This window comes from Paenibacillus sp. FSL R7-0048 (genome assembly GCF_038004505.1).
Lineage (GTDB): Bacteria > Bacillota > Bacilli > Paenibacillales > Paenibacillaceae > Paenibacillus_AQ > Paenibacillus_AQ odorifer.
Genome location: NZ_JBBORF010000001.1, coordinates 2,192,543 through 2,205,205, shown reverse-complemented (window position 1 = coordinate 2,205,205; position 12,663 = coordinate 2,192,543). Strand labels below are relative to the sequence as shown.

Annotated in this window: 13 protein-coding genes; 4 read left to right on the top strand and 9 right to left on the bottom strand. The window is 42.1% G+C overall.

The annotated features are described in order from the left end of the window. Window positions 1-253: 253 nt before the first annotated feature. From NSQ91_RS09575 to NSQ91_RS09545, 7 genes are all read right to left on the bottom strand, one after another. The gene (locus NSQ91_RS09575) at window positions 254-1,255 is read right to left on the bottom strand and encodes an anti sigma factor C-terminal domain-containing protein (RefSeq protein ID WP_340917530.1); all 1,002 of its coding nucleotides are present in this window, start codon (window positions 1,253-1,255) and stop codon (window positions 254-256) included. After that, window positions 1,252-1,743, bottom strand: coding sequence for an RNA polymerase sigma factor (locus NSQ91_RS09570; protein WP_076305666.1), 492 nt, complete (start codon window positions 1,741-1,743; stop codon window positions 1,252-1,254). The genes NSQ91_RS09575 and NSQ91_RS09570 overlap by 4 nt, the downstream gene beginning before the upstream one ends. Window positions 1,744-1,886: 143 nt before the next feature. Then, on the bottom strand, window positions 1,887-3,101 hold the full coding sequence (locus NSQ91_RS09565; RefSeq protein WP_179088267.1) for an S-layer homology domain-containing protein: 1,215 nt from the start codon (window positions 3,099-3,101) through the stop codon (window positions 1,887-1,889). A 200-nt stretch (window positions 3,102-3,301) separates the two neighbouring features. Beyond that, entirely contained in the window at window positions 3,302-4,438 is a 1,137-nt protein-coding gene (locus tag NSQ91_RS09560; RefSeq protein ID WP_076305664.1) for an ABC transporter permease subunit, read from the bottom strand. 5 nt (window positions 4,439-4,443) lie between these two features. After that, complete coding sequence (locus NSQ91_RS09555; RefSeq protein ID WP_076187118.1) at window positions 4,444-5,307, bottom strand: ABC transporter ATP-binding protein; 864 nt, start codon at window positions 5,305-5,307, stop codon at window positions 4,444-4,446. Continuing rightward, window positions 5,297-6,121 (bottom strand): hypothetical protein, encoded by an 825-nt coding sequence (locus tag NSQ91_RS09550; protein WP_076187116.1) that lies wholly within the window; start codon window positions 6,119-6,121, stop codon window positions 5,297-5,299. The genes NSQ91_RS09555 and NSQ91_RS09550 overlap by 11 nt, the downstream gene beginning before the upstream one ends. Then, entirely contained in the window at window positions 6,118-6,648 is a 531-nt protein-coding gene (locus NSQ91_RS09545) for an RNA polymerase sigma factor (RefSeq protein WP_076187114.1), read from the bottom strand. The genes NSQ91_RS09550 and NSQ91_RS09545 overlap by 4 nt, the downstream gene beginning before the upstream one ends. Before the next feature lie 495 nt (window positions 6,649-7,143). On the opposite strand from NSQ91_RS09545, the gene NSQ91_RS09540 reads away from it, so the two are divergent. The 3 genes from NSQ91_RS09540 to NSQ91_RS09530 all read left to right on the top strand — a co-directional run bounded on the left by NSQ91_RS09540 (window position 7,144) and on the right by NSQ91_RS09530 (window position 10,105). After that, window positions 7,144-8,184 (top strand): ROK family protein, encoded by a 1,041-nt coding sequence (locus NSQ91_RS09540; protein WP_256716686.1) that lies wholly within the window; start codon window positions 7,144-7,146, stop codon window positions 8,182-8,184. Window positions 8,185-8,221: 37 nt separating this feature from the next. Beyond that, window positions 8,222-8,839: a sugar O-acetyltransferase gene (locus tag NSQ91_RS09535; RefSeq protein WP_076187110.1), complete on the top strand. Its 618-nt coding sequence runs from the start codon at window positions 8,222-8,224 to the stop codon at window positions 8,837-8,839. A 66-nt stretch (window positions 8,840-8,905) separates the two neighbouring features. After that, on the top strand, window positions 8,906-10,105 hold the full coding sequence (locus NSQ91_RS09530; protein ID WP_076104606.1) for an MFS transporter: 1,200 nt from the start codon (window positions 8,906-8,908) through the stop codon (window positions 10,103-10,105). Between the two features lie 311 nt (window positions 10,106-10,416). Here the strand turns inward: NSQ91_RS09530 and NSQ91_RS09525 are convergent, their stop codons facing one another. Then, the gene (locus NSQ91_RS09525) at window positions 10,417-11,169 is read right to left on the bottom strand and encodes an HAD-IIB family hydrolase (RefSeq protein WP_076305663.1); all 753 of its coding nucleotides are present in this window, start codon (window positions 11,167-11,169) and stop codon (window positions 10,417-10,419) included. A gap of 80 nt (window positions 11,170-11,249) precedes the next feature. On the opposite strand from NSQ91_RS09525, the gene NSQ91_RS09520 reads away from it, so the two are divergent. Then, entirely contained in the window at window positions 11,250-11,939 is a 690-nt protein-coding gene (locus NSQ91_RS09520) for a Crp/Fnr family transcriptional regulator (protein WP_076305662.1), read from the top strand. Window positions 11,940-11,955: 16 nt separating this feature from the next. Here the strand turns inward: NSQ91_RS09520 and NSQ91_RS09515 are convergent, their stop codons facing one another. Then, window positions 11,956-12,294 carry a hypothetical protein gene (locus NSQ91_RS09515; protein WP_076187103.1) on the bottom strand — a complete coding sequence of 113 codons (339 nt, stop codon included), beginning with the start codon at window positions 12,292-12,294 and terminating at the stop codon, window positions 11,956-11,958. Window positions 12,295-12,663 lie beyond the last annotated feature (369 nt).

The following is a 12,663-nucleotide window of genomic DNA, read 5'->3' as shown; positions in this document are numbered from 1 at the left end:
CCGGAGATATCAGCGATTTCTGCGATCACGTCATAGACAAATTACCACTTGAGGTCAGCAGGCTTTGCCTTGCCTTCAATCTACTACTGAAGCAGATCGCGGATAATCAAAAACGCAGAGCAGCGAAGATCCAATAGGAGGATGAATCGCTGCTCTTTTGACCCTTGCATTTTTGAAAATGAAGGAGAGATCGTCTCTTTTCGTAGAAAATCCACATATAGAATAACCCCTCCAGCATTTTTACTATATTGATCTAATATTTATCCATAATCGCGCCGAGAACTGCCGTATTTACATAGGGTTTTCCTTTGAGGCTTTGGAGCTCTTTCGCAGTTCCAGTAACGACAACTCCCAATAGCTGTACATCACTGGCGTCCGGCGCCGCTTTATCCTTTTTCAAGTAATTCGAGATTCGCTCAAACTCTCCGTAATGCTTGCCCTTCATCTGAAGCCCATAGGTTAAGGATTGTAAAAAATCCTCTGGTTTCGGCTTAAATAACCCTTCCCATTCCCCACCGTAGCCATATACTTGTCTAGCAGATTCCGGTAAGGCATATTTATTCGGGCTGCTGTCATTCCTAATAAACTCAAGGTTCTTTTTATTGTCATACGTATCTACCCAATACCAAGTCTGTGTCAAACCCGCCGGCAGCATCTTCTCTACCTCTACCTGAGTGTAGCTTTTATCAAAAGAAACAGCCATTTCTACGAGCTTGCCAGGTTCCATTTGTTCGAGTGAAGGCAGGTCATTCAGCACTTTTTCGTTATAATTCACTCCAGGCACATAAAACATCATTTCCCGCTGACCATTTTGACTGTTATATCCTCGGTAGTATTCATAATTTTGCTGTGTCATTACCGGGTCAGGAACATTTATACTAGAGTATCCCCTATTAAGCAGAGAAAACCGGCTGCCCATATCGAAATACAGTTTTTTAGTATCCCATACGATGGGCACACCCTCAACAACTTTGTAAGTGCTCAGTTCAACTTTACCCGATAGAAACCCTAAATCAAGCTCAGTTCTCAACTCCTGAAGGTTAGGACTGCTAATCTTCATCATGATCCTCTCTTCATCCAAACCACGCATCGCCAACCAGCTTGTCAGATGGGCGTTACCCAGCATCCCGCCGAATAATACTAGAACCGTCACCACTAGAGAAATGATTGTGTTTCGAATCATTGTTTTTCGTTTTGCCTTCTTAATTACTTTTGAAAGGTTCTGATCATCCTTTTGTTCCCATGGAGCTGTCATTCCACTTCACCTCTATACTTTTTTTGAAATTGCTTGCGGGCACGAAACAATGCCGATTTCACTGTATCTGTCGTAATTCCCAGAAGCTCAGCTATCTCCTGATAGGACAGCTCCAGCTCATACTTCATAATAATGAGTTGTTTATGGAGCGGTAGAAGCTCATCCAACACTCTTTCGATGTCTTCCCGTTTCTCTTTTAACAGCACATGATCCTCTGGCAATTCCATATCCGGCACATCTACATAGTCAATAGGAATGACTATCCGCTTGCGGCGGCGGCACAGATCATAGTAGCGATTGATCGCTACTTTATATAACCATGCACTGAATTTGTTCTCATCAATGGAATTAATATACAAAAGAGCCTTATACACCGTATCCTGTACGATATCTTCAGCGTCGGCTGCAGGTGCCCCGAGACGAATCAAGTATTTTTGAATTTCTAACATTTTAGGTTGAAGTATCTGATGTAGCTGCCCGGGCTTCATCCTGCACCTCCCTTCGTATGTATAACGATAAAGTTCTCGGAATGTTAGCTTATGAGGTGAAAAAAATTATAAAACAAAAGACGGCTGCCTCAGAAAGACATGCCGTCACATTTTAAAGAATGAATAAGGTTCCAGTACAATTCCTATATATCCGTAGGATTCATTGCCTGCTGAGCTGTAGATATGAGTATGGTTTGAACTTTCAGAGATTGTTTGTCAATAATGAAGCCTATATAGAACCCACCCTCCATATTATCCATTTCAAAAGGTGACAATCGGGGCTCATACACTCCACCCTTGTTCTCAAACCAGTAACTCACTATAATCCCGTATTCGTTATCCACTGCAACGTATGTACCGTATGCCTTTAGCACATCTTCCAATGTACTTACCCCAGGTCGAATATTGTTCAATGTACCTATGTGGATTGGATCAATGCGCTCATTATCTTTGTCTATTTTCCAAGCGTTCAGCCGACCTTCGGTATCATAATGTACAGATACTTCTTTATACATTTCATTATTGAATACATCTTGACCTGTTGAATCCCCGTAATGTTCCTCTATTAACATTCTTGAACTCCCAAAATCAATAAAAAGATTACGTCCACTATCCGCTATTCCGAAATCACGATCAGTTACCGGAACCGCTATAAAATCCTTCAAGCCTGTACCCTGTTCCGGTAATGACGGTAATAGACTCCGATCCGATCGTCCTTCTGGACGAGAATTCACAGTATATATTCCCTTAAGCTTGAGCATTCTCATCCATTGTATAGCCTCTGCTCTTGTAAGCGGGAGATTTCCTCTGAAACCTACTAAAGTTGGCTCTCCGGGAAGTGGAAGTAGAGAGTTACCCAGCAAATAAACCACGGAATCCGTTTCGTTGTAATTCATCCCTAGACCAGATGCAACTAACCTTGCGGCGGCCATTCTGGTGATTGGAGTCGATTTTGCCACTGGATATTGTAGTCCAGTAACTGGATGATTCCACCACTTAGCCATTCTATACGGTGCTGCTGTCCATTCTTCGCCTATGCTAGTAGCCTTTGGATAGCCGAAAGAAAGATAAAATAATTTCAAAAATTCCGCTTCCGTAATCGGCTGATCCGGTCGAAAACTCCCATCATCATAACCAACCATCAATTGGTTGCCAAACGCCCAGCGCACCCAAGGCTCTGACCAGTGACCTTGAATGTCAGTAAACAGTGAAGATGCCGGATCCTCCTCACCGTCCTCGTCCACTTCTTCATATGTCCCTGTATTCTCGTACGTTGTCGTGTCAGCATGAACTCTATAACTCACGTTGCCGCATGTTACAATTGTCCCTGAGATAAGACCTAGTACCAATAGCTTCATTATCTTCAATTTAATAATCCCTTTCGTTCTTATCGGTAAGGGGTTCCTGCTCTCTTTGTCAGGTTTATCGTGATTAACCCTTTATCTTAACTATCGGGTAAAAAGTCTGATTCGTAAATATACTGCTCTCCTTTTTCACAAGAAAAGCCAAAAAAGATCGCTCCCCTTCATAGCGGGAACGATCTTAACCTACCTACTACTTAGACCTTTAATCGACGTTCGAAAGCTTTGGGGATAAGCATTATAGCAATTATACCTATAATTATCACCGAAAGGATTGACAAGGGTAGATGTAATATAGGGATGCCAAAAATGTTATAGGATACATATTTTTCGATTAAGGATCTGCTAACCATTACACCTGACGGCAAAAAAGAGATTATTTTGCCCAACATTCCAGGCAAAGAGAAAAGGGGAAGAATAACTAAGAATGCTGCCAGTCCAAGACTGCTTAAGCTACTCCGACACAAAGCGGATATCAGCGCTGTCAATAACAAAAGACCACATGCAGCCAGCAAGGTTACAGCATATTTCACGGCAAATCCCTGCAGCTGGGTTAAGGCATATGGAGTCTCATCAAAATAAAAGTAACTATTCAGCGGGGCATTCCAGCCCACGAAGCCGAACGGTAAACAGGCCAGCAATGTGCAAATCCCGTAAAAAAGAGTAACCCAGCTAAACGTAACTATAAATCCAGCTAATAGTTTTGCCGCAACAATCTTCAACCTTCCGTATTTACTAGATAGAATAAGTGCATCCATTCTATAGTTTTCCTCGCCGGAGAACAGGGAGGCCAGTGCAAATACTAGAATAAGACCGATCAAAAGATCCCCGACGCCAGGCGAGCTCGAAAAAAATATATGTAATAAGTCCCAGTCCTCAGTTACATAAAACCCCCGTGGTTTTCCCTCCTCCAGCATGGAGAGCTTTTTAGTAACATCTCTTAGCGCATAAGATCCTGGTTCTTGCCTCTCCATTAAAACCTTCTGCTCTCTCAGCTCTGTTAAATTTCTGTTGAATTGATCTACCATATAAGCTGTACCAGCATAGTGTTGCTCCAGAATTCGTTTCATCTTCTCCTCTTTGGGCCAAGCGCTGTCTTCAGCATATTCTTCTTTGAGTCTAGGTGCGTATTTCAAAGCTAAATCTGGTTGAATCGGTCCTAGATGAGCGGCGATAGCTTCAGGCTTTTCCTTGTTTACAACCAATAGACTATCCGTACCGGATGGGTAGAAACTAACAAAACAAAAAATGGCTAATGCAATACTTCCAGCTATAGAAATCCAGACTCTGGGAATCATAATTTTACGTAATTCAAACATCACCAGACGTTTCATGTGTGTCATCCCCTCCGAAAATAATGCATATATACATCTTCTAATGAAGGATTCACCATCAGTGCATTCTCAACTGGCAAAGTCTTGCTGACTACCCGAACCACTAGTCCAGTATCTGTCTGCTGCACATTCACTACAGTTCCATTCTCTTCGATTTGAGCCAGCAACCGCCCGGGGACATGTGCCTCCCAAACCTCTCCTTGCAATTCATTGGTCAACTCCTTAATTGTTCCTTGACGAAGTAACTCTCCTCGCCCCATCAGTAGCACCTGTTTAGCTATATGATCAACATCAGAAACGATATGAGTAGACAAAATAACGATGCGCTCATTTGATATTTCAGAAATTAAATTTCGAAATCTTACGCGTTCCGAGGGGTCAAGTCCTGCTGTGGGCTCATCCAGAATGAGGATGCCCGGATTATTAAGCAATGCTTGAGCGATACCGAGTCTACGTTTCATTCCGCCGGAATACTTACCACATTTTTTATCCATTTCTCCGGATAGATTAACCATTTGAGCAAGAACCTCTATACGATCACTCGCCTCCTTCTTGGTCAACCCCTTTAGGGCAGCAACATAATACAAGAAATCGCGAGCTGAAAAATGATTGTACATCCCCAGTTCCTGCGGTAAATAACCTATCTGAGCCCGGTACTGATCCCCCATATCATCCTTGTTTTGTCCATCTAAAAGTACATTTCCACGAGTCGGATACAGAATATCTGCAACAATACGCATCAATGTCGTTTTTCCTGTTCCGTTAGGTCCTAGAAGACCATACACACCAGGTGACATAGAAAGGTTGATCGTATTTAAAATTCGCTTTTTGCCGAAATCATGTACAATATTACATAGTTTAAGCTCCAATCAGAAACCCTCCCCTGCTCAATATTCTGGATTGAAACCTCATGGCTAGGCTAAATACCACTGCCGACAGAACGCCCAGTCCCATTAACCAAAATAACTCGACCGACATCGTCCATCTCACTGCAAATTCTCCGGAAAATAAAATCATCCAAAAGAGAGGCAACATGAAGAGTACGGTCGTTAATTGTCTAAAATTACGTATCAGCGTGGATAATACTAACGCTACCGCCGCATTGTTTAGGATCGGGATGCACCATAGCAGGGTCATACGCAGCATAAACTCCGTTCCCCCTACCGGGGTTACCATAGCAGTTACACTAACGTTAATCAGTAGTGAGATCACCCCTGCCATAAGGAACCGAGCTTGCACATACCGATGCAACGGAATTCTAAAACTACGTGCGAGTTCTCCCATTCCACAGAGCGTATTCCGAGCCGTATGAGAGACGACCACCAGTAAAGGAATACAACCCACGATGGACAGAATGAACATAGGGCTAACAATCTCCATAACACTCAGCACCAAATATCCTACTACAAACAAGATCACACCAAGCACAACCTCTTTCCACCATCCCTGTGAAAAAAGAATCCTCAGCTGTTGCCGTGCAAATAGAGGAACGGGTGGTACTGGCGCAGGTAAAGCCCGCTTGGATTTTCTCCACCTGCTCATGGCTTCTTCTGCAAAACCGTCAAGGCGTGGCGGTTCAGGAATGCACCTGATATAATTCACGATCTCCTCTACAGACTCTGCTGTCATCTCATCCTGTAAATTCAGATTGAGGTAATCTTGATGGTTACGTTTAACCCTCATTTTCCTGCTCCTTTCTTTAGGGGTTGGGATATGTCCTCTTGCTTGGAATAGCTTAGTAAATCACGTAATTTAATCAGCGATCGGCTTACCCTTGACTTCACAGTAGATTCAGGTTCATCAGTTACGGCAGCTATTTCTGTAAACGTAAATTCATATTTATACCTTAACAAGAGCGCATCCCTCTGTTCCTCTGGCAGTGAGTAAATCGCGGCGTATACCTGCTTAACCTCTTCACGAATTAATATTCCTTCAAGAAAATCTCCTTCGACTGTGATTTCATCAGATAAGCTTTGATTCAACTCTGCTTGCCGAGCACCTTTGCTGCGAAAATAGTCAATGCAGACATTTTGCGCGATCGCCATCAACCAAGCTCGAAAACTCCCCTGTTTATTTTGATAGCTGTCAAGCTTGGCCCATGCTTTTTCATACACCGTCTGTGCAAGATCCCAGGCCAATTCGTCATTATGTATTTTCCATCTGATGAATCGATAAATATCACTATAGGTATGCCGAATTAATAATTCCACCGCTGCCTCATTGCCCTGCTGCGCTTCTGTGACCCATTTGTCCTCCCCGATTTAATTCCCCTCCAATCTACCAATCTACCAATCTACCAATCTACCAATCTACTAAATATAACGAAATCGCCTACGAAGTAGACGCATCACATTAAAAAGACCAACCAGAAGGTTCTGGCTGGCCGAATATAAATTTTCCCTAGATTATGTCCCCGGTTCAAATTGTGAGTGAACATTTTTAGCTTGTATCTTAGTGAATTATATAACATTGATTCTATTAATTTCCATGGTGCACACTCATTACAAGTGGTCTTTTTGTGAAAATCTTCGTAAATGGTGGACCTCCTCTTGACCTTACATTTAATTAGACACCGCAGGTTGATTAAAAGCCACATGTCCGTTCAAAAAAATCCATAATAAAAAACTGTCGATTGCTAGACAATTATATAGAGCCAAGTTATAGTATTGATAATACTTTTAATAACCATTTTCAAAAGTCTAGAGGTGAATAAAATAAACCAAATCGCAAACAATTCTATTCGTGTTAAAAAGATAAATCAGGAGCTTATCAAGCAGGCCTTGAAATCGATGAAGGAAGGAACCAAATCCACGATTGCAAGTGCCACCGGATTAAGTATTGCTACCTGCGGAAATATCCTGAATGAACTTCTGGAGACTGGTGAAGTCATTGAGACTGAACTGGAGGCTTCAAATGGAGGCCGACCGGCCAGACGATTTATCTATAACGCTGATTTCTCCTATATTGCATGTATCTATGCCAAAATTGAGGATGGCCAGAAATCCATAACCTATGCGGTGACCAATTCAGTTGGTGATCGTGTGGATCATGGATGGATGGAATTAGAGTACGTAGATGCTGCAGCCATCGACCATCTGCTGGATACGCTTATCCAACAATATAACAACATCAAGGCAGTAGGGATTGGGATTCCCGGCCTTGCTCACCAAGGTGTCATTAATATCTGTGACATTAAAGAGTTAATTAATGCTCCCTTAGAATCACTACTCAGAGAAAAATACGAGCTTGAAGTCACGATTGAAAATGATATGAATCTGACCGTTTACGGGTTCTATAAACAGCAGGACTATGAAGAGGATAAAACCATTGTCGTGGTGACCTTTATCAAAGGAGCTTTTCCAGGCGCCGGGATGATGATCGACGGGCATATCCACAAAGGTAATACCAGATTTGCTGGTGAAGTCTCTTTTTTACCGTTTGGAATCTCGCGTGAACAGCAATTGAGTAGCTTGGACCACACGGATACCTTCATCCCTTTGGCGGCTCACACTATATCGTCCCTGATTGCAATTATTAATCCAGAGACCATAGCTCTCACAGGAGAGCAAGTCAAACAAGAGAATGTGCGGCCGATTTATCAACGTTGTCTGGAAGTGATTCCAGAGGAGCATATGCCTCACTTAATTGTGCTGGATCAACCTGATGATCATTACATGAACGGATTAATTGCGATCACACTGGAAAGCTTAACCTACTCGTTGCAGCTGGTTGAGAAGCGCCGGTAAAACATAAAACTAACATACACTTCAGGAGGAACTACGAATGGCAACAAACAAAGAAAACATGATTGCAGGAAAGCTATATATGGCAGGCGGTGAAGAATTAGCAAAGGATAACAAAAGATCCAGAATGCTCACTCGTTTATTTAACAATACGACGGAAGAACAAGGTGAATATAGAGTAGAACTACTCAAGCAATTATTTGAGTCTACAGGAGAGTCATTATATGTTGAACCTCCTTTCCGTTGTGATTACGGCAGTAATATTACCGTTGGCAATAACTTCTACGCTAATTTTGACTGCATTATCCTTGATGTAGCTAAAGTAACGATTGGTAACAATGTTCTCTTTGGACCTAGGGTAGGCGTATATACTGCTGGTCACCCCATAGATGCGGACGTGCGTATTAGTATGCTTGAATTCGGTACACCGATTACCATCGGAAACAACGTGTGGGTTGGTGGAAACGCAGTAATTAATCCTGGGGTAAAAATCGGCAACAATGTAATCATCGGTGCAGGTTCAGTCGTGACTAAGGATATCCCTGACAATGTAATTGCGGTGGGGAACCCATGCAAGGTATTAAGAGCAATCACCGACGACGATAAGCAACACTGGGAAAAACTTAAAGAAGAGTATTACAGAGACATTGAGCAATAAAGTAACCCGTTCTGGGAGGATCTCAATTTGAAAAAGCGCTTCGGGGGATTTAACAAGATTTACGCCATGCAATTGGCAACCATCTTTTTAGGATTTATAGTGTTTGGCATATCGGAAAATATTAAAGGACCTGCCATTCCGCGAATCCAATTCGACTTTAATCTGGACGAGAAACAGCTCGGCACCCTTTTATCCCTAAATGCATTAGGTTATTTGATCGCCTGCTCCTTTACAGCTGTATTGGTTCGGAAGTGGGGGATCAAGGCTGTCAGTATCATTGCTTTTGCATCCATGATATTCTCAGGAGTGTTAATCTATATCTCCCACAGCTATCCCTTCTTCTCAGCTTCTTATTTCCTGATGTACATCGGAAACGGAATGCTGGAGATTGGTCTTGCCATTTTGGGAGCACGCATCTTCGTAAAAAATACCGGGACGATGATGAACTTATCCCATTTTTTCTACGGATTTAGTTCAACCTTAGCTCCACTGCTGGCAACAGGACTCATGTCGGTAAGTATATTTGGCCATCCACTCGACTGGCGCGGAATGTATCTGATTATGCTAAGCTTATCTTTACTGCCTATTCTATCTGCCTTGCGCAGTACATTTCCGGGTGACGATCTTCCGCAAGAGGACCGGATCCCATTAAAAACACTGGTCCGCGATCCCGCTTTATGGCTGATGGTGCTTATTCTTTCTTTCGGTGTAGTGTCAGAGCTTGCAGTAGGTGGATGGCTAGTGAATTTTTTGGAAAAAGCATACTTGTGGGATACAGTTACAGCTTCTGGTATGTTGTCCACCTTTTTTCTCTGCTTCTCGCTAGCAAGGCTCCTGCTGGGGCCGGTTACAGATAAGATTGGTTTCAATCTATCGCTTATTATCTTTTCAGCCTTCTCTGCCTTATGTACGTTTGCTGCTATTTTAGGTGGGGAACAGCTCGCGTTTCTATTCGCAGCAGCAGGCATAGGTATCGCTATGATTTATCCGACCGTTATGGCATTTATCGCAAAAAGGTATCCGCATGGCAGTGACACTGCCATCACCTTTACAGTTACACTAATGGGAGTCGGTAGCGTGATTGGCAACTATGCCATAGGTGCAGTAATCGAAGGTGTAAAGCGGCTTTACGGAGCAGAAACACAAACTGGCTTGCTACGTGGACTTCAAGCTGGGTATGGTTTTATCGGCTTATGTGCAGCTATATGCGCGATATCCGGTTGTGTTTTATATCGTTATTTAAATCGCCGCCAAGAACTTATCTAGAATAGTTATCGCACTTATTTCTGCTCATCCATGCAAAAAACCTGCTGATTTTATGGCAGGTTTTTTGTTGCAAATAGCGACCAACCTCCTACCATCGGACTCAAATGTCCTTATTGGCTTCGAAATAGACAGAAATGAGGTTATTCGGACCCCAGAGTCGTTTTTGAGTTGTTTTTGTGCAAAAACCGCTGTCTTCTGACTAGATAACGCCTCCTGAGTCCGAACACTCCGCCTAATGAAGCTAAATCCTGAAATAGCGACTATACAGTCCACAACAATGACCTCTGAGCTGGTGATCACCATCCCAACAATTATCGCAGACCTCGCACCAGCTCCATTATTTTTCTAACAATCTGCTCTTCACCGCTACTAACCTTTTCCGTTGCAACTTCTCCCAAGGTTATATGATCGCCAACACAAACCGAATGTGCGGAATGTCTAAACATTTCTATATCATTAGCATCGTTACCAAAAGCAATAAATTGCTGCGGTTCTATGCCTAATCTCTTTAGTCCTGTCCATTTGTTCACACCTTGTGGACTTATATCCATAATATCTTCTTGTCCATGCTGGTAGATCACAATCGGCAGATTTTGCAGCTTATGTATAAGTTGTTCCCCGTTCAGACTGCTCAAAATAACTACCTTCACAATCTCATCCAGCTCTGATGGAGTTACATTTTTGGCGCGTTGTTCTGGATCTACATTTCTCCGGATGGGATGGTTCGCAGAACCCGAATATGCATAGTCCCAATGACTATCAATCAAATAAGTTGCATCAAATTCTTCAATCAAATTCAGGATGTTATCCGCAGTCTGTGGGTCAAAATGTATCGTCGAAATAACCTCCCCACCCTTTGCAATAAACGCGCCATTCCCGCCAACCATAGAAAAATGATGCATACGAGCAGGCAACACAGGCAATAAATCACGAATAGGCCGGGCTGACGCAAAAATAACCTCATGTCCTTTTTCAATTAGAGAATCCAAGGCTTGTACAATAAATTTACTCAAAGGTTTGCCGCTAAAACAAATCGTCCCATCTAAATCAAAAATAAATTTCACAGTTAATAACCTCCCCTTTTTCTCTATATTAACGAGTTCAGATATAATGGAAAGGACCGATGTCCAAAAAGGAGTAAACGATGAAATCTATTCACGATCCAAATCTGATATCACATTACATTACACAATTTAATCTAGACCAAGTATTCACAACGTCAACACATGCTTTAATCCAGTTACTTGTCTATGAGCAGAATGAAATCATTTTGCGTGAGGGGGATGAGCTGGACGGATTTTATTTTCAAGTGGAGGGGCGTACCAAGGTTTCTTCTAGTGTGGGGACGGGAAAATCCTTGTTATTACGTTTCTGCTCACCCTTGTCATTATTCGGGGATATTGAATACGTGCAGGAGGTTGTGATCCAATCCCAAGTTGAAGCGGTACAACAAACCACCCTCTTATTTATCCCCAAACAAAAGGTTGAGTCTGACCTAATGGATAACCACAGGTTTAAAGACTTGTTGCTGAAACATCTTTCTTACAAGCTTCTAACCTGCACATCCGCATCCCGAACGAACTTGCTGGGCTCTGTAGAGGAAAGGTTTGCAAGTTATTTATTGACCATTCAACTCCAACGTGAGTTTGGAAAAGAAATTCAGACACCCTATATCCCAGATATAGCTTCGTTAATTGGGACTACTCCCCGCCATTTAAACCGTGTCATTCAGCGGCTCACCGACATGGAAATTTTATATAAAGTTAAGCAAGAAATTATTGTACTCGACTGGGAGCGTCTGGATGAATTATCTAACGGAATAAGATTTGAATAGCCTAAAAGCCCCTCATTTAATTGAGGATAAAATGATCGATGTCATCATAACGGATATCGATCTTTTCTCCGTTTCTTTTGACAAGATTTATATACAGAGGAGCTGCATCAACACTTCCGCCACCCACCAGCACATGGTAGTTTTCATTAATTTCATATTTACGGATGTACAAACCTGAACCAACGTCTTCAAAGGGATGACCTTCAAAATCCTTCCACGACAACGCCTCGCCTTGCTGAGCTAGATCTCGTATTTCATCCATGGATAATATCGCAGCTTTTTTATCATTACATCCTGAAAGTATAATCGTCAAAGCAAACAATAACAGCATTATCAAGTTACGCTTACTTTTCATTCTTAAACCTCCAAACTCTATAATTTGTTATTTATAGGAAAATATAAGGTAATAATAACATAGCTTAGACTAAATGTTAAAAAGGAGTAAAGCCTTTTAGGGGTGCTTTACTCCTTTGAAATCTTTATTTGTGAGGGATATTGGATGGACCCGCAAGCTACGACACCGGAAAATGAATATAAAAAAACAAGCCAATCATGGTGGTATCTGACCATAATCGACCTGTTCTATGTAACGCTTTAGTGTTAATTAGGTTATAAAATCTCAAGCATTATTGTGCGTACACACGAAATAGTAAAAATCTTTATATAGGTAATATATGAGATATATGTGTCATTGTTCGAATGATGGATTGAGTCGGCAAATGAT

What these genes read in the sequence shown, in the direction of transcription:
- NSQ91_RS09575 (WP_340917530.1), bottom strand. Translation starts at nt 1,255, where the DNA reads ATGACAGCTCCATGGGAACAAAAGGATGATCAGAACCTTTCAAAAGTA.
- NSQ91_RS09570 (WP_076305666.1), bottom strand. Translation starts at nt 1,743, where the DNA reads ATGAAGCCCGGGCAGCTACATCAGATACTTCAACCTAAAATGTTAGAA.
- NSQ91_RS09565 (WP_179088267.1), bottom strand. Translation starts at nt 3,101, where the DNA reads ATGAAGCTATTGGTACTAGGTCTTATCTCAGGGACAATTGTAACATGC.
- NSQ91_RS09560 (WP_076305664.1), bottom strand. Translation starts at nt 4,438, where the DNA reads ATGAAACGTCTGGTGATGTTTGAATTACGTAAAATTATGATTCCCAGA.
- NSQ91_RS09550 (WP_076187116.1), bottom strand. Translation starts at nt 6,121, where the DNA reads ATGAGGGTTAAACGTAACCATCAAGATTACCTCAATCTGAATTTACAG.
- NSQ91_RS09535 (WP_076187110.1), top strand. Translation starts at nt 8,222, where the DNA reads ATGGCAACAAACAAAGAAAACATGATTGCAGGAAAGCTATATATGGCA.
- NSQ91_RS09530 (WP_076104606.1), top strand. Translation starts at nt 8,906, where the DNA reads ATGCAATTGGCAACCATCTTTTTAGGATTTATAGTGTTTGGCATATCG.
- NSQ91_RS09520 (WP_076305662.1), top strand. Translation starts at nt 11,250, where the DNA reads ATGAAATCTATTCACGATCCAAATCTGATATCACATTACATTACACAA.
- NSQ91_RS09515 (WP_076187103.1), bottom strand. Translation starts at nt 12,294, where the DNA reads ATGAAAAGTAAGCGTAACTTGATAATGCTGTTATTGTTTGCTTTGACG.